This window comes from Fontibacillus forbon (assembly GCF_046559655.1).
Classification (GTDB): domain Bacteria; phylum Bacillota; class Bacilli; order Paenibacillales; family Paenibacillaceae; genus Fontibacillus.
The window spans coordinates 1-25297 of the sequence record NZ_JBKGFV010000005.1 but is presented as its reverse complement, the minus strand read 5'-3'; the positions used below and the strand labels follow the sequence as shown (position 1 = coordinate 25297).

The window sequence follows — 25297 nt, the reverse complement described above, 5'->3', positions numbered from 1 at the left end:
GAGAGAAAAGAGGTGTTAGTAGCATTGAATACCGTCTATCAAAATCTTAAATTCCGCCATGAGCTTAAATTCCTGATCAACCGCCATCAATATTACATCATCAGCCAGCGGCTGAAGCATCTGATTCAGCGTGACAAGCATGCGGACCGGGGCGGGGAATACCATATTCGCAGCTTATATTTTGACGACATCGACAGCTCCGCCTTGTCCGAAAAACTCGGAGGATTCCGCGATCGCCGCAAATACCGGATCCGCATCTATAACGGGGGCGACCATATCATTCACTTCGAGAAAAAAATCAAACAGGGCGATTACATCGCCAAAGTGAAGGAACCGTTGACCCGGGAAATGTATGATGACATATTGAACGGCGATTATGAAGTACTCCACCAGACGGATAAGCCGTTCATGATGGAATTATACCGGGAAATGAAGCTCAACTTTCTTCGTCCCAAGGTCATCGTCGATTATGTACGCGAACCCTACGTCTGCGCAAACGGCAATGTCCGGATTACGTTTGACAAAGAGCTCCGCACTGGCCTGCACGCAACGGATATTTTCGACCGGTCGCTGCGGCCCGTCCCGGCCATTGACGATCATCTCATTATTCTTGAAGTCAAGTATGACGAATTTCTTCCTGAAGTGATCCGGACCGCCCTGCAAATGGAAGGACTACGTCAGCAATCCGCTTCAAAGTACGTCATCTGTTGCAAATATTTAAAAATGAATTCCTGGGAGGATCAATAATTTTCATGAACACGACTAATCAGTCTACCAATTTCAGCGATATTATCAAAAATTCCATTATGGACAATTTCACTTCGGATATCAGTATCTCCAAAATTCTGATAACCCTCGGCATTTCATTCATCATCGGGTTGTTTATTTTCATTTTGTACAAGCGGGTATTCAGCGGGGTACTTTATTCCAAAAGCTTCAACGTGTCGCTCATCGGCATGACCATGGTTACCGCGATGATCATCATCGCCGTTAACTCCAACCTGGTGCTGTCGCTCGGTATGGTCGGAGCCCTGTCGATCGTTCGTTTCAGAACCCCCATCAAGGACCCTACCGATTTGATCTTCCTGTTCTGGGCAGCGGCTGCGGGCATCGTGACCGGCGCCGGGTTCTTTACCCTTGCAGCGATCGGTTCCGTCATCGTCGGGCTCGTGATGTTCTTGTTTATCAAGAATACCTCGGTGGAAACGCCTTACTTGCTGGTCGTGAACTGCGACAACGATGAAAGCGAGGGCTTGATCCACGCTCAATTGCGCAGCCTAGTTAAACGCTACAACGTCAAACAAAAAACCGTTGCTCCAGGCAACATCGAGATGACGCTTGAAATCCGCCTTCGCGATGGAGAAGGCCGGTTTGTCAATCAGATTTCCGAGCTCGGCGGGGTGAAGAATGCCGTCCTGATCAGCTACAACGGCGATTACGTATCCTAAAACGAGGTGAAGAAGATGAAGATGAAAGGAACCCTTTCAAAGCTTCTTCTATCCTTTTGCTCGCTGCTGCTGATCTTTGGACTATCCGCCTGTAGCGGTACGGTTCAGAACAAGGACTCCGGAAACACGGCGGTATCGAAGGAAGAACAGAAGCTGGATGAGGAGGTTTTTCCCAAGGATAAGGTCGTCGACGTCAAAATCACGATCGATGAAGAAGATTTTCAGGACATGCTGGACAATGCCAGCGCAGAGGAATACAAAACGGCTTCGGTCGATTACAATGGCAAGCATTTTGACAATATCGGCATCCGGACCAAAGGCAACTTGAGCTTGCGCAGCGTCGTGCAGATGCCGGATTCGGACCGCTACAGCTTCAAGCTCTCTTTTGACGAATATCTCAACCAGACTTTGGACGGCATCAGCAAAATCAATCTGAACAACAATTACAGCGACGCCACCTCCATGCGCGAATTTCTGACCTACGAACTGGCAGAAGAGATGGGGCTTCCCACACCGAAATATTCGTTCGTTAATGTCTACGTCAACGACGAACTGTGGGGCTTCTATCTTGCCGTGGAGCAGATCGGCGACGCGTATTTGAACCGGCACTTCGGAAATGCCTACGGAGCGCTTTATAAGGGCGAAATGACCGGGAGCGGCAGCGACTTGTCCTGGCTCGGCGACGATCCCGATTTATATACCGGGCTGGCTCTGAAATCGGACACGACGAACGGCGACGTGTTGATCGATATGCTCGATGAGCTGAACAACGGATCGGATTACGAAAAAGTGCTGGATGTGGAAGAATCGCTCGGCTATATCGCCCTGAATGTGCTAACCAATAATAGCGACAGTTACATCGGCGGCAATAAGCAGAACTACTACTTGTACGAGGACGACGGCGTATTTTCCGTACTGCCGTGGGATTACAACATGGCGTTCGGCGGCCTCGGAGGCGGTGGCGGCATGGGCGGCGGGTTCGGCGGAGCCGACCGCGCCAGACCTGACGCCGCGGGCACCGGGCAAGCCGGCGCGAACGCAACGGGCGGCGAGGCGAGCGACGGCGCTGCCAGCGGCAAGGGTGCGTCTGCCGGTGCAGCCGGAGACGCGAAAGCCGGCGGCGATCAAGCCGGTGCGGGCAATGCCGCTGAGACAGGCGCAGCTAGCGGCGCCTGGAAAGCCGGAGCGGCGGCAGCCCCTGAAGGCAGAGGCGGCAGCAGCCTGCTGATCGATGAACCGACGCAAGGCGCGGTTGCCGAGCGGCCGCTGGTAGCAAAACTGTTGGCCGTCGAAGAATATAAGGATATGTACCACTCCATCCTTCAGAAAGCTGTGGACGGCTTCCTTGCGGACGATGCCTTCACGACTCGTGTCAACGAAGTGCATGAAATGATCTCTTCCTATGTCAAAGCAGATCCTAGACCCTTCTATACGTATGAAGAGTTTGAACAAGCTGTTCCCAAACTGATCTCCACCAATGCCTCCCAGGTGAAGAACATATCGCAGCAGTTGGACGGCACGCTTCCGTCATCCGGAGACGGTTCCGGCAGCGGCGGTGGATTTGGCGGCGGGATGGGCGGTGGCAGAGACGGCGATCGCGGCGCTTTCGGGGCCGGTGGCGGCCAAACCGGCCAAACCGGGCAAGCGCAAGGCGGAGCAACTGACGGCCAAGGTAACGCAGCGGCTGACGCCGCTGGGGGCGCCCAAGCCCAGCAAGGTGCGGCTGGCGGAGACGCCAACCCTCAGGCTCCGCAGGGTGGGGCGGGGGGCCAAGTACCACAGCCGCCAGGCGGTGCTGACGGGCAGATGCCGCAAGCGCCGCCGGACGCTACGGACGGCCAGATGACCGGCGGGCAACCGCCAGACGGAGCTGGCGGCCAAGGCAACACGAGCGGCCAAGCAGCGAACGGCGCCCAATGGGGCCGGGGGGGCGGCTTTGGAGGCGGCGGTCCGATGGGCGGGAACGGTGGCCCCGGCGGATTAGGCCAAAGAAACGACCGGCAGGTGCAGACTAATCCCCATGAAGCTGCTACTGCAGGTATATCCCTGCTGATTCTGCTGCTCGCCTGCGTATTCATTGTCTTTTTCAAAAGAAGACGCTTGTGATTGTATAGTAACCCGTCAGCGGAGTTCGATGAACTCCCTGGCGGTTTTTTACATGCATGAAGGGGTGTCCAAGCCATGTAGTCAGCCCAAATTTGGACTTTCCTGCAAAAGTACAGCTTTTCCAAGTCTTTTTGGCTGGAACAGATAAATTGCTGCGATTGTGCAGTATTTTTACGCATAGAACGGCATTTGTCTGGACTCAACCAAAAAATCATGCATTTTTGCAGGATTTTAGCCAAACTTGGTGCACGCCTGCTCCAATTGATGTACTTTTGCAGGTTTTACCCATTCAATCTGGTACAATGAAGGTCAATAATTCCCATTTGCAGCCAGGGAGCCACCAGGGAGCTGAACTAATGATTCAAGGGATTTTTGAAACTCACATCAATGCCAGCAATTATATCGAATCGGCACAATTTTACGAGAAACTTCTCAATATTGTTCCGCTCCACGAAGACCCTGACCGTAAGTCCAAATTTTATTGGGTCGGGAAGCCCGGGGAATCCATGCTGGGAATTCGTGAAAACTATCCTTCTCCCCTTGTTCAACGACAGCATTTTGCGTTTAGGGTGAATCTTAGCGATATAAGTAAGGCGCGAAGCTACTTGCAGGGCTTGGGAATTCATTCCGAAAATTTTTGGGGCGAGAGTTCCGATCAATGGGTTGTATTTCCCTTCATGCCGGCTGTATCGATTTACTTTGACGATCCCGACGGTCATTCCGTGGAGTTGATTGCCATGTTGGAAGATGCTCCTCGGCCTGAACTGAAATTGATGCTTTTGGAGGACTGGGAGAAGCTTCACGGGAGGGAGTTCCCCCAAGTACAGTAAAAATGAGACATAATTGCTGCGTTTAACCCAAACTAAAAAGAACCCCCAAGAGAGGGTTCTTTTTTTGTAACGTTAGGCAGCGAAGCGGTTCCACCATTTGCTGCTTTGCAAACCGTAAGTCCATGAATCCGATGACTGTCCCTGTTCCGCCAAGACATCCGGATTCACCGGAATCTCCGGTTCCGGTTCAGTCGGATTGTCCGGCTCCACCGGGACATCACTCTCAACCGAAGCTTCGGGTTCTATGATGGAATCAAGCCCACTAGGAACATCCGCCGCCGGAGTGGCCGCTGCCGGAGCTCCCGGCTGGATGTTGCCGGAGCCCGTGTAGGTCCACGTCCCAGCGTTAAAGAAATAATTTCTTCCGTTGTTGCTGTCCCATTGCCCATTTCCGTTATTGAAGCAGGCCTCTATACGGGTTGCTTCTCCAATGTTGATTGTAAGCTTGCTGTATCCAGCCACTTCGGAGGCTTCCATTTTCACCCCCGGAACCGCTGTCCAAGCACCGCCTTCCGGACGATAATGCAAGTAAGGTGTGCCGAAACCGTGCTTATAGTACACTGTTACCGTATTGGCGGCTGTCGGATCGGGTGCGCCTTCGACGATTTGACCATTGCCTTTGTAAGTCCATATTCCAGTACCGAAGAAATAATTCTTTTGATTATTGCTGTCCCATTGTCCATTCCCGTTATTAAAGCAAGCCTCCAGGCGGGTGGCCGTTCCGATATCGATCGTCAGCTTGCTGTATCCGGGAACCTCCGAAGTTTCCATTGCCAAGCCCGGCACGGACGTCCATGTGCCTCCTTCCGGACGGTAATGCATGTAAGGCGTGCTATAGCCATGCTTATAGTACACCGTCACTTTATTTCCGCCTGTTCCGGCAGGCTCGGTAGTTACTTCCAATGCTTCGCTTGGATCCGACTCATTGTTGGCGGCATCTCGGGCTTTAACGGTGTATGCATACGCCGTTTCCGGGGAAAGTCCCGTGTCCGTAAAAGTGGTGGCCGCGGTGCTGCCAACTTTGGCCTCATTCCGGTAAATATCATATCCGGTTACCGCGATATTATCGGTCGCAGCATCCCAGGCCAAAGTAACGGTCTTATCGGTCGCCCCTGTGGAGCGCAAATTCCCGGGAGCCGTCGGAGCGATCGTATCTCCTCCGCCATCCGGATTGGAGTCATGCCAAGTGCCGTCGTACCACCCTTCGGCGCTTCTTACGAATCCCGGCTGATTTTGCCCCGGATTCTGCTTGCCGCTTCCGTCACGGAAGATCACCGTGACGCTGTCAACGCCATCGATCTTATAGGAATACCAATCCCCGGTTTCTTTAACCATGGCCGGAGCGGTAGCCCAGGTTGGCTCGGTCACTTTAGGCGAAGTGCCGTAATAATACAAGTACGGGCTTCCCCAGTTGGCCGGTTTCTTAAAGTGGATCGTCAGTCCGGCATTAGGATCCTTCTTGGTGTATTTGTACTGCTGCGTCGATACCCCTTCCTCATTCTCCGCATATAATCTCAATGTGGCGGAGTCATCGAAGGCCATATTTTCACCGATTGTAATCTCGGTTCCGTCCGTAAAACGGATTCCTTGCTCCGGTACGCTGCCGTCCAAGGTATATTTCCCGTTCTCCGCCTTGTTCAAACGCAGCGTAATCTTCAGAGTTTCCGTCTTAAAGGTCCCGCCTGCAGGAGACGCCGATAGGATCGGAAGCTTGGTTTCCGCTCCTTGCTCGATCAATATCAATCCGTTCGTCCCCGGGGTAAAGGTGGCAATGCCGCCGCTTACAAGGGCCTCAGTGCCGGTGTAGACGTCACGGACCATAGTGCCGTCAGGGAATGCCGAAGCTACGTTTACGTTCGTGGATCCCGACGCGCCTACAACGACGACCACCTTGTCTTCGATTCCGTTCTTGCTATACGCCCGTTTAAACGTATATGGGCTATCGCTGATTTTTTCGTGGCTGCCGGCCCCTACAGATATGTGATTGCTGCGGAACTGGCCTACTTTTTGCCAGTGCGATAGTACGCTCTGATTCAAATTGTTCCAGTCCATCGACGAACGCGTTCCCTGCTGGGGATCGGATCCTGTTGCGCCGAAAGCTCTGGCCGATTCATCGCCATAGAACGTCTGAACGCCTCCAGGCAGAAGAAGCAGAGCCGTACCGGCTTGAATTAATCGGCTTCGGTCGTACAACCGGGTATCATGCGATGAAATATAGCTTAGAACATTGAAGTTCGGGTCGCTGTTGATTTTGGAGGCATAATCCGCATAAATGCCTTCCAACGAATTGATATTGGCATCCTGAAACGAGAAATTGATGATCGAGTCAAATCCGTTATTGAAATACTCGCTTTTCCCTACCCCATGGCCCCATACTTCCCCGGTCATCCAAAAGTTGTCCGTCCAGTCCGCGCCCGGCTTACCCGGATTGTTTTGTCTCCATCTTTCGAGCGCGGCGCTGCTTTCGTTCTTAAGCTGCTTCCACCGATTTAATTCTACATGCTTAGCCGTATCCGCCCGGAATCCGTCAATCCCGAACTCTTCCACCCAAGCCGCCAGCCACTTGCTCACGTAGTCTGCCGGAGCCACGCCCAAGTCTTTGCGCAAGTTTTTGGCTGCGGGAACTATCCATGGCTCGTATCCGCTGGTCTCCTTTCCCCACTTCGTTTGCAGGAGCGGAGGAAGGCCAATGCTGTTCGTCACATTGGTGCGGAAATCCGGCAAATTGCCTACGCACTGCGTCAAATCGCTGCCGCCGCAATTTTCATACCCGGCGATGCCTGCACGCACCCACCCCCCCCACCATTTGGACCAAGCGGAGGAATCGTTATAATTGATCATGTCATGGTAGCTGTGCCAAGTCTGGCCGTTTCCCGGCGTCCAGTTGTAACCGATGCCGTTCCTTGCTCCAAAGTTATATTCCTCCATATCTTTCAAGGTTGCATAGCCCGGATGATTCATAATCACGTCCAGCACGACCCGAATTCCTTTTTCATGGGCCGTATCCACAAACTCGCGCATTTCTTCCACGGTGCCCATATTTTTGTCCATCATCGTGTAATCAAGCGCATAATATCCGTGATAACCATAATGCGCAAAGTCCCCGCCATTTCCTCCGCCGACCCAGCCGTGCATCTGCTCATATGGTGCCGTAATCCAGATCGCATTGGTGCCAAGTTCGGTAAAATATCCTTCGTTCAACTTCTGTGTAAGCCCTTTCAAATCACCGCCGTGAAAAGTTCCGATATTTTTCCCGGTCGCATCGACACTGGTTCTGCCGTAAGAATTGTTGTTGCTGGAATTTCCGTCCTTAAATCGATCCGTCATTACAAAATACACGTTAGCGTTATCCCAACTGAAGGGTTTATTTGTAAGCTCCGTAAAATCCCCTGCTGCCGCAGCGGCTTCCTGAGGCTGAATTGCGGGTAGGACATAGATGGAGGTGACCAGAAAAACAAGGCTAAGAAAAAAAGAAGCAGCACGAGTAAATCTTTTCATCACATTATTGTCTCCTCTCATTTTTGTGCAAACGTTTGAATTTTTGATAAAAATTTCGTCTACTGAATAGCCCGGATCTAGTTTTTAGCCATTATGCGAGATGCAAACGTTTGAATTTTCTTTCGAAAAATCCCCCCTCATATCTCGGGTACATCTTCTCACATCAAATTTAAAATGCACTCACATTTCTCGTATGTTATTTTTGCTTAATTATGGAAGACGCTCAAGCGAATTGTATCAGATATCACCACCCTCTGTATACATATTTTAGAAAAAGAGGATAACTACATCCAAAAACAGGAATAAAGTCGAATTGTTTAAAAAGCCCCTCTTTGGTTAATAGTAAACGACAAGCAAATTAATAACTTAGAGGTGATACAAAATGGGTTTCTTATGGTCTTTAATCATCGGTGGCGTAATCGGATGGCTTGCAGGTCTAATTATGGGCAGAGATATCCCCGGCGGTATCATCGGGAATATCATTGCAGGTTTTATCGGGGCCTGGCTGGGCAGCATGATTTTAGGTAACTGGGGGCCGGTAATCGGAGACTTCTACTTCATTCCGGCGTTGATCGGTGCGGTCGTTCTTGTATTTATCGTAAGCCTCATTATGGGTTCGATGAGACGAGGACGTTCGTAAGAATACTATTGATGACGCATGAAAATAAAAGAACCGCCCTTGGGCGGTTCTTTTATCGTTTATGTCTTTCAAGCGGTCTCATCCCTATACTCCGAAGGCGTCATTCCGGTCACCTTTTTAAATACCTGAGTAAAATAACGCGGATCCTGGTAACCTACCAAAGGTGCGATCTGATACACTTTAACCTGGCTATTTTTCAATATATATTTGGCTTTTTCAATCCGGCACTGAGTTAAATATTCCAAAAAGGTGTAGCCGGTCACTTGCTTAAACAACATGCAAAAATGACTGATGCTGAGATCCGCAATTTCGGATACTTCCTCGATGCTGAGATCTTTGTGGTAATTGTTAGAAATATAGTCTTGCGTTTTGGCGATAACCTTATGGATATTTTCTTTGGGCTGGGATTCTTTGCTTTCCCGGATCCAGTTCCCCAAACTGTATTTGAGAACCCCGATCATCTCGCCCAGGCTACCCAGCGAATGAAGTTCCTGCAGCAACCCTTCAAGCGACCATTCCAAAAGCAGTTTCATTTGCTCGAATTCGCGGTACAGCACGACCGTCAATTCTACGATCATCCGTTCCGCGGTCTCTTTGGTGAAAGCCTGTGTTTCGATGTACGCTTTCGTCTCGTCTAACAATATCAGCAGACGTTCATTATCCAGCGTCCGAATGCATTCAAGCATTTTGGCTTCGAGATGTTTCGGATACCTTGCTTCCCTGGTTGCTCCCAATTCGGGTGCCGGATCAACGAATACGCCTTCCTGATCGCTGTAGAAACGCCGATATAACGCCTTCACTGCACTCTGGTAAGCCTCGCTCAGTTGATCGATGCCTTCCGCCGATTGGCTGAACCCGACGGAACAGGACAGCTTGGCATTGATTTTAATTTGCTGGATAATATCGTTGCCTAAACTTTCTCTCCGATCTCTTAAGGACCCCGGGAACAGCATGACCCATTCTCCGCTATGAAAAGGAAACACCGTCAGCGCCCCGTGGGACAGAGACCATTCGCTTAAAATGTTACGGATCGCAAACAGCCACAGCCTTCTCTCTTCCATGGACCAGTTTTCGTACAATTTCATATAGTGATCCAACTGGAGAACCGCTACGAAATAATCTTCCTGAAATTCGCTGCTCTCCAGCCACTGCATATGCCGCAAGTGATTATCGCTGGGATTCCCCTCCAAAAACTCCGCAAACATCCGCTCTCTCGCCAGCATGGACAAGACCTGTACCGAATGAAGCAACTTGTCGTTTTCCGACTGCTTTTCCAGGGTCTTTTTGGCCCGAAGGATCATTTCAATCAGTTCGTCATGGTCGATCGGTTTGAGCAGATAGTCAAATGCGCCTTCCCGCAGGGCTTCCCTGGCGTATTCAAATTCCCCGTATCCGCTGATAAAAATAAATAGCCGCTTGGCGTTCTCCGCCATCACTTCCTTCATCAGGCTAATCCCGTCAAGACCCGGCATGCGGATATCGCTGATGATCATATGCGGAGAAAGCTCGCGGACCAGCTTGAGCGCGTCCTCTCCGTTTCTCGCTTCGCCCACGATTTCCAAATCCAGCTCATTCCACGGAATGGCCACCTTCAAGCTGCGCAAAATAATCGGCTCGTCATCGACGAGTATAACCCGGTATTTCGCCTCTTTGGTTTCCATAAGCCCCCTCACCTCCTGACCATTAATCATCCGGCAGTGAACTATTTCGCTGCTTCCAATATTGCATTGAGGCCGCCTGTATTTGATCCAAAGCTTCGTTCGGCGCGATCTCGCCGGAGATAATCTCTTCTATGACTTTCAAGTAGGTTTTATTCACTTCGGGCGACAATACGTTGTCGTACGCAAGGAAAATACTTTCGCTTTGTTCCATTAACCTCACCACCTGCTCAAAGACGGGACCCGTTTTTTCGGAGTCGAAGGAGATTTCCATCGAAGGGATGCGCAGCCCTTCATACACGATCCTTCTCTGGATTTCCTCGGTGTAAAAAGCTTGCATGAGTTCCAATGCGGCTTCCCGCTTAATCTCGTCCAGATTCGAGGAAAGCGCGATTCCGATCGTGTATCCGCCCGCCATCGAGCCTTGCTGATCCGGAAGCAGCGTAGGAAACGGAATCACGCCCACCCGGTTCGGAAAGTCATCCGGTTCCTCCCCATTATGAAACAGATTGATATCCCAGCTCCCGTTTACGTACATGGCGGCTTTACCGGAAGTAAACAACCCGATCGCCTCTTCGGTGGACAGATCGTTAGCCGGTTCGCTGAACGCTCCCTCGGATACCCATTTCTTAAAATGCATGAACGCTTGCAGATAAGCACTGTTGTTGAAACTTTCTTTATCATCGCCTCGGGTAAGTGCATTGATCATCTCGGGACCCGCGTAACGATCCATGAAATAATGGGCAAAAATCGCGGCCGGCCAGCGCTCCTCATTACCGAGCGCAAAAGCAATGTACCCTTTTTCCTTCAACAGTTTCACGGCGGCATCCATTTCATCGAGCGTTTTGGGCGGCGAGATACCTAACCTTGCAAAGATTTCTTTGTTATAATAGAGCGGCTCAGCGTGGCCCTCCAAAGGTAAACCGTAAATACGGTCATCATAGGTCCATAAATGAAGGTCCTGAAATTTCTCCTTCAAACCGTTATCCTGGACGAAATCCGTTAAATCCATTAGCCGATTGGATCTTACGTAAGGTTCGATTTCACCGCCGCCGAACAGTACGAACATATCCGGCGCCGTACCCGTCACCATCTCGCCCTTAAGCTTCTGTTCACGGTGAACGGTTTGATCCACCCCCTCGAAATTCACCTTTACGTTAGGGTGGGACTTTTGAAAGGAATCTACCACTTCCTCAAAAATGTGCAGCATCTTCCGGTCATGTTCCTTAATCCAGAAGTGACGAAAAGTCAGCGTGATCTTCTCGGTCTGCTTCTCTTCAATCGGTTCGCTGCCGTTCATTGAGATAATCAATACCGAGATGCCGAGCACCACGGCATACATGACAATCCAGCCCCAATTCACAAACCATTTCACAGTTGTCTTCCCCCCCATTAAGTAATGATCTTCGGAATTCGGATTCGGATGATGGACCCGAAGCCGGGGGAAGAACATATCATGATGCCGTAATAACCGCCGAATCGGATGCTTAACCGCTCATGGACATTTTTTAGGCCAACGCCGTTCTCCCGGTATTTCTTCAAGTTGCTGCGATCCTTGCTCCACAGATGCATCAGAGTCTCCTGATCAAACCCCGGACCATTGTCCATGACATCGATTAGAATATCCCTTTCTCCGTCCCGGGCGGTAATCGAAATGAAGCCTCTGCCCTCCATAGGTTCGATGGCATGATAAAGCGCATTTTCGACGATAGGCTGTACGATAAGCTTTTGCGTCTTGTAATACTTCAGTGATTCCGGAATTTCGATTTGATAGGAAAACTTGTCTTCAAACCGGAACTTCTGGATATCCAAGTAATGCCGGACATGATCCATTTCCATGGATAACGGAATCAACTGCTGATTTTCGCTGATACTGATCCGCAGCAGCTTGCCCAGCGACACCACCATTTTACTGATATCCCTGTTTCCTTGAAGCACAGCCATCGAGTTAATCGACTCCAGTGAATTATAAATGAAGTGAGGATTGATCTGCGCGACCAGCGCCTGTAACTCCACCTCTTTTTTTCGTGCCTGCTCTACCTGCACCTGCTCGATCAACTCGGAAATTTGCGTGCTCATCCGGTTGAAGCCGTCCATCAGCAAGTCGGTCTCGTCCTCGGCCCGTACCATGGGCGGAATGGGTACAAAAATCCCTTGTTGCACCCGCTTCATGCCGTTAACGGCGCCGATGATGCTCCGGACCAGTCTGCGCACGAAATAACGGTCGAACAAAAACGCCGAAATCAAGGAAACCAGCACAAGAATCACCGCAATATTGCGGATATTGTTCGATTCCGAATTAATCAGTTTGCTTGGGGTAATCGCTACCAGATACCAGTCCTTGTTATGGGAAGGCAAATAAGTGATCAACGATTTTTCCCCCAAATATTTATCCACATAATATCCTTTTCCGTTCATTTCGACATCGTTCAGAAAAGGAAATTCCGTACGTTCCCCAATATGCTCGCCAGATTTGTCGAATACGATATTCCCCTGTTTATTGACCAGCAAAATATCCCCCTGTTTAAGCATGGCGGCATCCCAAAACACTTGATCCAAAATGTCCGGCTTTACGTAAATCACGAGGGCGCCGATATCTTCCAGCGAATAATAATCTTTAACGATGCGTGCCTGGATCAAAACCGGCTTCCCCGTGGAGGCGCTGCCATTTTCGCCGGGGCCGATCCAGATCGGACGCCCTTCCGCGGCTTTCATCGCCTCATACCAGTTTTGGTGGCTTAACGAATCGAATGTCATAACTTCATTGTATTGGTAAATCAATTTGTCTTTCGAATAAAGTCCGAATGAGCTAATCATCGGGTGATCTATTGATTTGTTAATATCTTGCCTTTGGTCGTAGGTGACGACAGATGTAGGCTCCTTCAAGGTCTCTTGAATGACCGGTTGTGTTATCGCCGAGTTCGAGTTGGTCGTGATTTCGTTCAAAGCATATTTCAGCTTGCGGTCCGTTTCCAGCAAGGATACCCAATAAAAGTTGGTTGATTTTTTCTCCATGGCATTGGAAAAGCTGAAATACGAAATCGAGCCCATCAAAATAACCGGAATAAACACAAGAAGAATAATAGCCAGCAAGATTTTCCGACGGAGCTTCATTAGCGCCCTCCCTCCACAATCTCCTATCTCTATTATTCTTCATTATGCTTCTTATTTCCTTGTATTGCTATGATGAAGTCCGCCTAACTTTTAATAGCTCCGGAAGTCAGGCCTGCAATCACCCAGCGGCTGAACAGCAGGAAGACGATGAGCAGCGGCAAAGTCGCCGTAAAGGTGGCCGACATAATCATCCCGAAGTCCAAGCCGTCCTTGTTGGTGAACAACTGCTGCAATGCGATTTGGATCGTGTAATTCTCTCTATTTTTCAACACGACCAAAGGCCAGAAGAAATCATTCCAAACGTTCATAAAATTCAAAATCCCGAGGGTTGCCATGGCCGGAGTTACGACCGGAATCGCGATGTTCCAGAAAATCCGGAAATGTCCGCCTCCGTCGATGCGCCCGGCTTCGATAAGCTCGGAGTGGACCGCCGAAGAGATATACTGCCTCATCCAGAAGATCCCGAACGCATTCACCATTGCCGGAACGATCAACGCTTTGTAGCTGTCGATCCAATGAAGCTTGGCCATAATGACGTACTGTGGCAGTACACCCAATTGTGCCGGTACAAGCATCGTGGCGATAACGCAAACGAACAAAACATTTTTCAAAGGAAACTCGTATTTGGCAAAGGCGTACCCCGCCAGGGTACAAAGGAAAACAACAGATACCGTAACCGCTGAAGATACGACCACGGAATTCAGTAGCGCTCGGAAAAAGTCGGTCCGTTCCAGAACGCGTGAGAAATTGTCAAAGAAATGCAGTCCCGGCGTCAATAGTGGCGGAATTTGAAATGCCGCATCCTTATCGTTGGTCGCAACCACAAACATCCAGTAAAATGGGAAGATGGAAACCAGTGCGCCAATAATCATAAAGAGGTAGAAAAATGTTTTTCCTACGATTCCCGGTTCATCCGGTTTTTTTCTTCTAACTGCGACAGTACTCATGCTTTTTTACCTCCCGTATCTCCGCCCATACGGCTTGATAGCAACATGTTAAGCACGGAGAAAAGAATTGTGGCGATAAACAGAAGGACCGCCGTAGCCGCCGCCGTACCGAAGAACCCGTTTCTGAATGCCTCGCTATACAGATAAGTAACCATCGTTACCCCTTCCTGGCGTGTGGAACCCGTACCGCCTTGGCCGAGGAACACATAAGGTTCGGTAAAGAGCTGTAGTGCGCCGATGGTCGATGTCAGAGTAACAAAAAGAATAAATGGCCGCAGCAGCGGAAGTGTGATGTATAACAACTGCTGACTTCGTGTGGCACCGTCAATTCTGGCGGCTTCATAGATATCGGTCGGAATACTTTGCAGACCGGATAAGAAAATAATGGCGTTATAGCCCATCCATCGCCACAAGACCATGGTTGAAATCGCAATTTTGACGCCCCACCAACCGGAGTTGAACGGAACGCTATCCAGGCCCAGACTATTGAGCAACCAGTTAACCATCCCGTTGTTCCCGAACATGGTGCTGAACACCAACGTAACGGCAACAATCGAAGTGATATTCGGCATGAAATATAAAATACGGAATGTATTCTTGAATTTATTCAAGGCCGAGTTAAGCATGACAGCTACGAATAGCGCCAGAATCAGCTGCGGTACCGTACCCATCAGAGCCATAATGATCGTGTTGCTGAAAGAAATCCAAAAGGTTGGATCGCTCGTAATTAAATCGTAGTTTTTGAATCCTACGTATTTCATGGGTCCCAGTGCGTCCCATTTGAAAAATGACAAGTAGATAGTGAACAGAATCGGATACAGACCAAATATGGCGAAAAGTATAAAGAATGGCGAGATAAACGTATAAGCCGTTAGCTGGCTCCGTCTCTTCTCCGTCCAAAAGCGCCGCTTCGCCGGGATCGGCTGGGCCGGACTAGCTGTAGCTGTGTCAGCCATGAACGCACCTCCAGGAAGTAATTGATAAATCCGAATCCGCAGGGGGATGATGCCTCCCCGCGAATTCGGATAATGAATCTAGCTATGAGAATGTTTCGTTGAACTTGGCACTCTCTAGATTAGCTGCGTTCTACCAACGTCTTGATTTGTTTCATAGCTTCATCCCACTCTTTTTGCGGATCCGCTTTTTTCTCAAGGACGTTCTTGAGCGCATTTTTGATGATGGTATCGGTTTGGTCATGAAGCGGACCGTAGTAAACCGGTTTTACGCGTTCAGCCGATTTGGCATAGGCTTCGGCAATGACTTGACCGTTGAAGAAATCGTCAGGCTTCGAACTGAAATCCGGTTCATCGTATACAGCTGGAATTGATGGGAACAAGCCGCTGTCACTGAAAGATTTCAATTGGTTTTCTTTGTTTACGAGCCAGGAAATAAATTCATAAGCTTCTTTTGGATGTTTTCCTTCTTTTGGCAGCGTCAGGAAGGAACCGCCCCAGTTACCGGCGCCTTCAGGAAGTTGAGCAATTTGCCATTTTCCTGCGGAGTCCTTAGCGTTTCTGATCGTACCAGCCATCCAAGCAGGGCCGAGCATGACGCCGAAGTCGCCTTTGTTAATGGCATTTTGCCATTCAGGGGACCACAATACCCAGTTGCCGATCCAACCTTCTTGAATGCCTTTTACCGTAAAGTCATAAGCTTTCTTTACTTGCGCATTCGTATCGCCAATGAAAGCGCCATCTTCTTTGTTGAAATAAATTTGATCAGGAGATTGGTCGCGCAAGCCGTTGTAAACAAGGTCCGTCAAATCGGCAAACGGTTTGCCGGTTTTGGTTTTGAAGTCCTTAGCTACAGTTGCGAATTTATCCCAAGTATCGATCGCTGCACTGAATCCGTCCGGATCCGTCGGCAAGCCGGCTGTTTCAGCCAAATCCGTACGGTAGTAAACTACTGTAGGACCGATGTCTGTTGGAAGACCCAATTGGAAGGAGCCGTCTACCGAAGTAGCTTGTTTCCATTTCCAATCGAGGTAGTTACCTTCGATATCTTTAGCTCCAAGGTCATACAAGTTATAGAACTTGTCTTGGTTGCTGATAAAGCGCTCCATGAAGGCTATTTCAAGCATGAAAATGTCAGGTGCTCCGGAACCAGCGGACAAAGCAGTTGTCAGATTGTTGTGGTGCGCAGTTTGGTCAGACGTATTTTGGAACTTGAACGTAACGTTTGGATGCTCTTTTGTGTATTCCTTTGCGAGATCCTCATAGTTCGTCGTTCCCAGCGACCAGAAGGAAAGCTCGACTTTTTCCGCCGGTTCGGTTCCAGCGTCGTTCGCCTTGTCGCCTTCATTTGTCGTTGTTGCAGCAGGTGCGTTTCCGCCGTTGTTGGCCGCTTTGTTGTTGTTTCCTCCGCACGCTGCCAAGGAAGCAATCATCAGAACAGCTATCAGCAGAATTGCCCAAGGTTTGGTTCTCTTCATTGCTTAATAACCCCTTTCTAAAACTCTTATTTTCATTATCAGTCTAATGGAAACGCTTCGAACTTTTGAGGAGGCAATATTGCGATTTATGGTGGGAATTTTTATGATTGAAAATAAAAAGCCGATCCTCTCACCCTTGGCAGGCGAAAAGATCGGCTATATTTTAAGCATGATAATCCCTACAACAATCCGGCCACTTCACCCTGTTCAGTGAGATGAATGCGCTCCGCCGCAGGGACTTCAGGCAACCCGGGCATGGTAACCACATTTCCGGTATGCACGACGACAAAACCGGCACCCGCCGACAATGTCACGTCCCGAACCTGGACGGTAAAGTCATGCGGAGCCCCGAGCAGTTTGCCTTGATCGGAAAAAGAATATGGCGTCTTCGCCATGCACACGGGCAGATGACCGAAGCCCTGGCGCTCCAGATCACGGATTTTGGTCTCGGCTTGAAGCGTGAGTTTAATGCCATCTCCCCGGTAAATTTCCTTCACGATGATTTCTATTTTCGCTTTGATGTCTAAGCCATCGGGGTACAGCGGCGAGAAGCAGGCGTCTTCCCGCTGGAGCATGTCCCGCAGTGTCATCGCCATTTGCTTTCCGCCCCGGCCTCCATTTGCCCATACATCGGAAATTTCCGCTTGAACACCTAACTGGCGGCATTCCTCCATAATGTACGAAACTTCCTCCTCCGCATCGTTAGCAAAGTGGTTAATCGCCACCATCACCGGAACACCGAATTTCGTAATATTCTCAAGATGCCTGGCTGCGTTGAGCATGCCCTTTCGCAAAGCTTCCATATTCACTCGGTCAAGTTCAGTCTTAGCGACGCCTCCGTTAAATTTCAGCGCCTTAACCGTGACCACCAATACCGCAGCATCCGGCTTTAATCCGGCTTGCCGGCATTTGATATCAAAAAATTTCTCCGCACCAAGATCTGCTCCGAATCCAGCTTCCGTTACGACGATATCTGCGAGCTTCAGCGCGGTTTTGGTACCGATGACGCTGCTGCAGCCATGGGCAATGTTCGCAAAAGGCCCGCCGTGAACGATTGCCGGCGTACCTTCGTACGTCTGCACCAGATTCGGTTTGACCGCATCTTTAAGCAGCACGGTCATCGCGTTGATCGCGCCGATCTGCGATGCCGTAACTATCTCGCCAGCCATATTGTAAGCCACTACCATACGGCTTAGACGCTCCCTGAGATCTTGAAGATCCTCGCTGAGACATAGCACTGCCATCACCTCGGAGGCCGTCGTTATCATAAAGCCGGATTCATGTACACTTCCGTTTCCCTCGCCAACTCCTACTACGATTTGACGGAGGCTGCGGTCGTTCATGTCCATGGCCCTCTTCCATACAATGCGTCCTGGATCAATTTGAAGACGATTCCCCTGGAATATATGATTGTCGATCATCGCGGCCAATAAATTGTGCGCCGAAGTGATCGCATGCAGGTCGCCGGTAAAATGCAAATTAATATCCTCGGAAGGCATCAATCGTGCCTGATTATCCCCCGTGGCACCGCCTTTCATGCCAAAACACGGACCAAGCGACGGTTCCCTCAGCGCGGCGATGGTCGGCTCGCCTATCGCATTGAGCGCTTGAGCAAGACCAATCGTCGTCAGCGTTTTTCCTTCTCCCGCAGGCGTCGGATTCATCGCAGTCACCAGCACTAATTTACCATCCGGACGATCCTTCAAATCTCTCGCTAAACTCAAATCAAGTTTGCTTTTATATCTGCCGTACAGTTCCAGATAATGTTCCGGTATCCCAAACGATCCGGCTACTTCCAAGATTGGTCTCATTCCCGCAAGCTACCTCCAAATTTAGTCCGTCAACCTTATGTAAATGACACAACTCTTATTGTACATGAGATGCCTCTGTATGTGCGTGACGGAAATAAGGAAGTTACTATCCCTAAGTTATAAAAGAGATTAGAAGCGTGTTATTTTTAATTGTCTTGAAATAGTAATTAAATGCTAATTGAACTATAGTTTATTTCATTTCCGTACCATTTAGCTTGTTTATAGAACATTTGAGCGTATTCTCCGTTTAATTTCATCAATTCCTCATGGCTTCCGGATTCTGTCAGTTGACCTCTTTGCATAACTAAAATTCTATCAGCTTTGCGGCAACTTCCGAGCCGATGAGATATGAAAATTGAGGTTTTTCCTTTAGAGATATCCATAAGTCTTTCAAAGATCGCCTCTTCCGCTTTTGGATCCAATGAGGCAGTTGGCTCATCCAGAATTAAAACCTCAGCATCCCTCATGAAGGCTCTGCTTATTGCTATTTTTTGCCACTGCCCATAAGAAATATCTTGCCCTCCGGTAAAATAAGGACCTAAGTCTGTATCGTAACCATTTTTTAAATACCGAATAAATTGGTCAGCACCTGATTTCTCCGCTGCACGCATTATTAAATCATTGTCATTAATTTTATCCGTATCCCCTAATGCTATATTTTCTTTTACACTTAACGGATACTGTACAAAATCTTGAAACACTGCAGATACATGCCTCCGTAATGACGAAACTCTAATCTGTTTGAGTTCAATGCCATTGTAATGAATTTCTCCTTCATAACTATTGTATAGTCCAAGCAAACACTTAATTAAAGTGGTTTTCCCGGATCCATTCTCTCCGACTATAGCTACTGTTTCCCCTGGTTTTATACTAAAAGATATGGCGTTTAACGCGACCGGATTTCCCGGATATGAAAAACTTAAATCCTTGACTAATATTCCTTGTTGCAGAGGAACTTCAAAGTTTTGAATTTGAGCCTCTGTCTTTTCTTCGGGCAAGTCTAAAAACTCAAAATAATGTTTAATATACATGGCATCTTCATAAATTCCAGAAAATTTAGTAGCGATACTTTCTATATTGGATTGGGTTTTGAGTATAGCTTGAGGAAGTGCAACATACTGCCCGATTGTCATTTTTCCAATAACCCCCAACCATAGTAACAATCCGGAGACCATGAATCCCAAAACGGTTCGGAATCCATCAATTCCCATGGTTGCATAAGTTACTTTTTTATTTAATTGTATTAGTTGCCTGGCTCTTTCCCAATAAAGTTTACTCCATTTAGCAGATAAAAAGGGAAATAGCTCATATAAACGGATTTCTTTCGCCGAATTACGATCAGTTAATAATGACATTAAAAAACTTGATCTTCTAACACTATTTGTTTGCCCATATGTTAGTTCATACTTCCACTTGCTAATTCTCATATTTAAAATTAAAAAGGGGATCACTGTAATAATAATGCCGGAGACTAACGTCCAGTGAATTGAAATCAAAATACCTGTGTAACCTAGGATGGTCATGAAGTTTTTTATAATATCGAGCAAATTATTAACAAACCTAATCGCCCTATCGGAATGTCCATGAGTTAGTTCCTTTTGTTTATAATAATCCTCTTTTTCAAATAAAAGAAAAGGAACACTTGATGACTTAACAATAATGTTATAGTCAAAGTAATAGCTCATTCTTTGGGACATAATTATCAAAAATAAACGGTTAATATTTGTTAAAAAATAATCCAAATAGGTCAACATAGTTTGTATTAGAATTATAATAAAAGCATGTTCCCACTGTATCTTTCCAAGAAATACAAGTCCGATTCGATCTATTAATTGTGTTGTTAAGTAAACTTGATATAACGGGATAAGTACTTGTAAAATCTTTATTAAAATATTTAGGAACAAATAACCTGGTGCAAGTGAAAAGAGGAGTCCCAGTACTTTTTTTGAATAGGATCCAATAATTTTTATCTTCTTCATTCGGTTCGAACTAAAAATGCTCGATTCCGACATGTCCAACCCTCCAATTAAATACCTTTACAATTCAAAATATTTACCATCTCTAGATCGGTATTGACCAGCCCCTTGCAAACGACCTTGCCCGCACCATTTAATCTATACCCGAAAGGGAAAATCCTAGTTTCTAATATATCCAAGTCTTTTGGGTGAACCGGACATACTGGCAATTGTATGTTCTCTTCTATTATTTTCTGATTTATCTGTTCTATTAAACCAATCATAAATAGTACCACCCTCGTATCAGGATGTTTTTTTGTGAATTTGGGCAAAGACCGATAAACTGAATTACACGGCAAACAGGATGCCGAGGTAATGATAACCAAACTTTCACCTTCACCAGAAACTTTAGTTTTATTCCCTTCATTAGATATGAATTCCATAATCGGAAAATCACGTCCCCGATCTATGCCATGATCACTTTCACTTATTGTGCCTTGATTATAGTTAATCGTTTCACTAGATGACTTCCCCTTTTTAAAATGCAAATAGTACAAGAATATCATTGAACACCATAACGCGTAATTCGATATCTGCAGAAAAGTCATAAACTCCATCCCTTCTCTATTCGTATGTAAATTAAAATGAAAGAGGGCATTTTGCCCCCTTTCAAGAAAAATAATCAGTTATAATCACAGTATGAACTAGTCAATTCACATTTGTATTGGCCAGGGCCATTTGGGCAGCATGTATACTCTTCTTTCCATACGCCTGTATCATTATACCAAGGCTCCGTACATGTACTCCCGGTTACAGTATATGAATAACACATATTCTGTTCCCTCCTTTCTTTTAGAGTTTCTACTCAGTTTCTGATTAGCTAATCAACTATTATCATCACACATGACTTTTGCCGGCGATACTCACAAACACCGATATAGGACCTCCTAGACTACACAATATTTAACTTTTTAGCTTTTTCCAATGCCTCTGTTTTGTTCTTAGTCGAGAGTTTTCGATTGATATTCGTAATATGATTCCGGACTGTAGACTCGGAAAGATATAAATGTTCACTTACCGTTTTATTCGTAAGTCCACCTTCGATGTATTTTAAAATCTCTATTTCACGTTCGGTCAGATTAACAGGAGTGGATTCGTTTATTCGCGTTACCGTTATAGTAACTTTGTGATTCATAAAACCTGTATTATTTAAGTTAAATGTAAATATAACAAGACTAGAGATACAAAGCATAAGAGATACCAGGCAGCTCCACGTAAATCCCTTAAATACCATAAAAATCGGATTTAAAATGAAGCTTATTACTGGGAAAATAATTATGCAGCTTGTTAGCGCAAATCGCCCTTTTTCGGCCCCCTTAATACTGCAAAAAGTTTTTATCAAGATATAAATTGAATAAAAGTAAAAGGGAGCTGCCAAAAACCTAAGTTCAAGATGATAATTCCGAACGAATAAAATAAATGACGCTAGAACAATCGTGATAATGAATGGTAAGGTATTCCTATTTATTGACCAAGATTTCTGACAATAGGTTTTTGAAAACAGTAAACAAGCTGACAGAGTTAATAATTCTCCAATAAAGTAAAGGGACTCCATAATCAAACCATGCGATTGGCGCAGAAAGTAATAGAAAAAAGTTATAGAGATACCCAAGCAAAACATTGAGAAGTATTTGTAGATCAAAGACTTCTTATCAATAAGCTTTATTACTATGGATGCTGCCAAATAGGCTAATCCAGTATTCAGCAAAATAATAGCCATATTCTGTTACCTCCCCGGAATTTATAGAATGGCAAAATTACTTTATCCAATTCTCATACCGGACAAATCACATATCATATCGGATATGGACCGTACCAAATATTCTATATCTTCTAAATCAACGGTTTCATGCAGGCTAACTCTGACTCCACTGGAAGCTATACTTTCATCTTTAGTAATGGACATTAAAACTCTACTCGCCTTGTTTTCTTGAGAGGAACAAGCTGATTGGGAGGAAGCCATAATTCCCCGTTTTGAAAGGTAATTTAAAATAAAAGCGGAGGTAACTCCTGGGTATGAGAAATTTATTATGTGTGGGGAAGATAATGGATATGGGGGACTGTTAAGCACAATTTCAGGAATATTTTTAAGTTCAGTATACAAAAAGGCATTTAGAAGTATTATTTTTTTAATACTCGCTTCTTTTGCCATGTCTGTAATTTTGATCGCTTCAGCTAAGCCTACAACACCTGGAACATTAACCGTCCCCGGTCTAACTCCAAATTCTTGCCCTCCCCCATGTAATAAGGGTGCAATTTCAATGTTGTTTTTCGCAACTAAAACCCCAGTTCCCTTAGGACCTCCTATTTTATGGCCAGACAAAGTATACATCCCCACGTTAGTTAAATCTAATTTCACCTTTCCGAAACCCTGAACTCCGTCGACATGAAAAACTATATCTTTATACATTTTAAGAAGCTCCCCGATCTCCTCGATCGGTTGAATAGCTCCAGTTTCATTATTGACATGCATAATGCTTATCAAAACCGTATTATCCTTAATTGCCTCTTTTACGGAAGAAACTGAAACAATACCATTCGAATCAACTGGTAAATACGAAACTTCTAGGTTTTTATTTTCCAGCAACTGAAGGCAATTATATACCGACGAATGTTCAATATCCGATATAATAACGTGCAAAGGTTTCTGCTCGACATTATTGATCATTAGAACATTAAGAACTCCATGAATTGCGAGGTTGTTGCTTTCTGTTGCCCCTGATGTAAATATTACTTCTGACTCTTCCACATTTAATATACTGGATACGATTTTTCTAGAACGATCAACAAGCTGTTTTGCCTGATACCCATGCTCATGATTTGAAGAGGGATTTCCAAATATAGTACTAGAAATATCAAACACAAGCTGATTTACCTCGGGGTAACTTGGAGCAGATGCACAATAATCAAAATATAAATTTTTCATATTTCCTCCCGATCGAATTTCTTCTTGAAGAAACTTTAAATGCTATTTTATTTTTTCGAGATATGACAAGAATTCCTGTTCACTGTGAACCAGGCCGGATATCTCCACATCACCGGTTTTGTTTACATAAATCATATACGGCATAGTTGATACGTTAAAATAATTAAGCATATCATCTGGTTGAAGAGAAATAACCGGAAAGTCCCAATTGAAATAACTTACCATTTGTTCGTTCCTCTTATTATCGCCGGCTGAGAACACTACAAAGTCTGTTGTCGCAAGCTTCTTCTTCACATCTTTTAAGACAGAGATAAATTCAATACAACGTACGCAATAAAGTGAAATAAAAAAAAAGACTTGAAATTTGCCGTTCGGGGAAATTTGAATCCTATTATCTCTACAATCATGAAGGAATAATTGGGGAATCGTACTGGGTATTTTGCTTGTCCTAGACCTGCTCATCGGATGGCCGTTTATTTGCATACCTTTGCCTTCTTTCTATAAAATCTTTAATATTTTTTTCGCCATTTTTTCGACTTTTCTAGAATTGGATATTATACTACCGCTTATTATCCTCCCGTAGGAATCAATAGTAATCACACTAGGAACCATTGATATTCCTAATGCACTTACTAGAAACTCAAGATTTATACTATAAACAGAGACGCCCAATGAGGAAATCTTATTGAATTTATGGGGAGTAGTTAATGCATTCGAGTAAGTAACGTTGAAAAAAATAATATTTATTTCGTATCCTCTGGTACTAATATCTTCAATGATTTGAGTATTGCAAGTGGAACAGAAATCACCATAAAAGAATATCATTGATCCTCTGCCATTTTTTTTAATCCATGAGAAATCTGTTCCTAAATCATCAAGATGCAACTGTATTATTTCCGGAAATAATTTACCCAGAGGGAAATCTACGATTTCACCAATAAAATTACTCATTTTCTACCTTCTTTCTCTAAAGGGTATATATATTATTAATTACATTATTTACTATAATTTTACTTGGATCTCCTTTTTTTCGTCAAGATTTAAAAAATTATGATAATATACTTGAAATTTCGCTGATTTTGTATAAATTATTCATTTTTCATTTAAACAACAAATGATATCCGTCCTGATATATAGCACAAAAAAAAGCACCACCGAAGTTATCGGCAGTGTTGATACTACTTCGATACACCAGTTTCTATACTCCTCGGTTACCGACTAGTTTCCGTAACTCCGTCTAACTCTCGTGGCCCCTTCCTAACACACTTTGGGTTTGCCTAATTAACTGGATTTCCTACAGTTATTTTTGTCTGGATGGGCTGACGGAGTAAATTAGATGGAAAACCTCCAGCTAATTTCGCGCTTTTCCGCTGAAATGTCTCAAACCCTCCGACTTAGCTGTACCTTTTCCAGTTAATTGTCTCAAAAAGAGGATCTACGCTAAAATTAACTGTAAGTTTTCCAGTTAGTTTGTAGGGTCTGAATAGCAAAAGAGCACCAACGAGGATAGCGGCAGTGTTGATACTGCTGCTATACACTAATTTCTATGCATCAACTTCTATACTCCCTGATTACCAACTCTAATTCCCATAACTCCATCTAACTTTCGTGATCCGGCCTAACACACTTTGGATTTGCCTCATTAACTGGATTTTCTACAGTTAATTTTGTCTTTATGGGTTGCCGACCTAAATTAGATGGAAAACCTCCAGCTAATTTCACACTTTTCCGCTAAAATGGCTCAAACTGGACTTAGACTATTAAGTGGACACACCTCTAATGGAACCTGCTAAACTAAAAGAAATAATGTTGAGGTGTGACATGGGACAAAAACGGAAACATTACACTGAAGAATTTAGACGAAAAACGATTG

General features: G+C 45.9%; 18 protein-coding genes. 5 read left to right on the top strand and 13 right to left on the bottom strand.

What is annotated here, in order from left to right:
* The first annotated feature begins 24 nt into the window (after positions 1-24).
* Genes ACLB09_RS19020 through ACLB09_RS19005 form a run of 4 tightly spaced genes read left to right on the top strand, consistent with a single transcriptional unit; the run spans position 25 to position 4384 of the window.
* On the top strand, positions 25-747 hold the full coding sequence (locus ACLB09_RS19020; RefSeq protein WP_410771432.1) for a polyphosphate polymerase domain-containing protein: 723 nt from the start codon (positions 25-27) through the stop codon (positions 745-747).
* 5 nt (positions 748-752) lie between these two features.
* Positions 753-1448: a DUF4956 domain-containing protein gene (locus tag ACLB09_RS19015; RefSeq protein WP_410771431.1), complete on the top strand. Its 696-nt coding sequence runs from the start codon at positions 753-755 to the stop codon at positions 1446-1448.
* A gap of 15 nt (positions 1449-1463) precedes the next feature.
* Entirely contained in the window at positions 1464-3554 is a 2091-nt protein-coding gene (locus ACLB09_RS19010) for a CotH kinase family protein (protein WP_410771430.1), read from the top strand.
* A 56-nt stretch (positions 3555-3610) separates the two neighbouring features.
* Complete coding sequence (locus ACLB09_RS19005) at positions 3611-4384, top strand: VOC family protein (protein ID WP_410771429.1); 774 nt, start codon at positions 3611-3613, stop codon at positions 4382-4384.
* Between the two features lie 72 nt (positions 4385-4456).
* Here the strand turns inward: ACLB09_RS19005 and ACLB09_RS19000 are convergent, their stop codons facing one another.
* On the bottom strand, positions 4457-7882 hold the full coding sequence (locus ACLB09_RS19000) for a carbohydrate binding domain-containing protein (RefSeq protein WP_410771428.1): 3426 nt from the start codon (positions 7880-7882) through the stop codon (positions 4457-4459).
* Positions 7883-8264: 382 nt separating this feature from the next.
* Between ACLB09_RS19000 and ACLB09_RS18995 the strand changes: the two genes are divergently transcribed.
* Positions 8265-8522 carry a GlsB/YeaQ/YmgE family stress response membrane protein gene (locus ACLB09_RS18995; RefSeq protein WP_114498768.1) on the top strand — a complete coding sequence of 86 codons (258 nt, stop codon included), beginning with the start codon at positions 8265-8267 and terminating at the stop codon, positions 8520-8522.
* Positions 8523-8590: 68 nt separating this feature from the next.
* On the opposite strand, the gene ACLB09_RS18990 is transcribed toward ACLB09_RS18995, so the two are convergent.
* The 12 genes from ACLB09_RS18990 to ACLB09_RS18935 all read right to left on the bottom strand — a co-directional run bounded on the left by ACLB09_RS18990 (position 8591) and on the right by ACLB09_RS18935 (position 24375).
* Positions 8591-10183, bottom strand: a complete 1593-nt coding sequence (locus ACLB09_RS18990; protein ID WP_410771427.1) for a response regulator — start codon at positions 10181-10183, stop codon at positions 8591-8593.
* Positions 10184-10205: 22 nt separating this feature from the next.
* Positions 10206-11555, bottom strand: a complete 1350-nt coding sequence (locus ACLB09_RS18985; RefSeq protein WP_410771426.1) for an ABC transporter substrate-binding protein — start codon at positions 11553-11555, stop codon at positions 10206-10208.
* 17 nt (positions 11556-11572) lie between these two features.
* Positions 11573-13294, bottom strand: coding sequence for a sensor histidine kinase (locus ACLB09_RS18980; protein WP_410771425.1), 1722 nt, complete (start codon positions 13292-13294; stop codon positions 11573-11575).
* 83 nt (positions 13295-13377) lie between these two features.
* Entirely contained in the window at positions 13378-14241 is an 864-nt protein-coding gene (locus ACLB09_RS18975; protein WP_410771424.1) for a carbohydrate ABC transporter permease, read from the bottom strand.
* The gene (locus ACLB09_RS18970) at positions 14238-15197 is read right to left on the bottom strand and encodes a carbohydrate ABC transporter permease (protein ID WP_410771423.1); all 960 of its coding nucleotides are present in this window, start codon (positions 15195-15197) and stop codon (positions 14238-14240) included. The genes ACLB09_RS18975 and ACLB09_RS18970 overlap by 4 nt, the downstream gene beginning before the upstream one ends.
* A 119-nt stretch (positions 15198-15316) precedes the next feature.
* Positions 15317-16672 carry an extracellular solute-binding protein gene (locus ACLB09_RS18965; protein WP_410771422.1) on the bottom strand — a complete coding sequence of 452 codons (1356 nt, stop codon included), beginning with the start codon at positions 16670-16672 and terminating at the stop codon, positions 15317-15319.
* 179 nt (positions 16673-16851) lie between these two features.
* The gene (locus tag ACLB09_RS18960; protein ID WP_410771421.1) at positions 16852-18483 is read right to left on the bottom strand and encodes a formate--tetrahydrofolate ligase; all 1632 of its coding nucleotides are present in this window, start codon (positions 18481-18483) and stop codon (positions 16852-16854) included.
* 167 nt (positions 18484-18650) lie between these two features.
* Positions 18651-20495 carry an ABC transporter ATP-binding protein gene (locus ACLB09_RS18955; RefSeq protein ID WP_410771420.1) on the bottom strand — a complete coding sequence of 615 codons (1845 nt, stop codon included), beginning with the start codon at positions 20493-20495 and terminating at the stop codon, positions 18651-18653.
* A gap of 14 nt (positions 20496-20509) precedes the next feature.
* Positions 20510-21046, bottom strand: a complete 537-nt coding sequence (locus ACLB09_RS18950) for a hypothetical protein (RefSeq protein WP_410771419.1) — start codon at positions 21044-21046, stop codon at positions 20510-20512.
* A gap of 344 nt (positions 21047-21390) precedes the next feature.
* On the bottom strand, positions 21391-22218 hold the full coding sequence (locus ACLB09_RS18945) for a response regulator transcription factor (protein ID WP_410771418.1): 828 nt from the start codon (positions 22216-22218) through the stop codon (positions 21391-21393).
* A gap of 42 nt (positions 22219-22260) precedes the next feature.
* Positions 22261-23424 carry a cysteine desulfurase family protein gene (locus ACLB09_RS18940; protein WP_410771417.1) on the bottom strand — a complete coding sequence of 388 codons (1164 nt, stop codon included), beginning with the start codon at positions 23422-23424 and terminating at the stop codon, positions 22261-22263.
* A 498-nt stretch (positions 23425-23922) separates the two neighbouring features.
* Positions 23923-24375, bottom strand: a complete 453-nt coding sequence (locus tag ACLB09_RS18935; RefSeq protein ID WP_410771416.1) for a hypothetical protein — start codon at positions 24373-24375, stop codon at positions 23923-23925.
* Positions 24376-25297 lie beyond the last annotated feature (922 nt).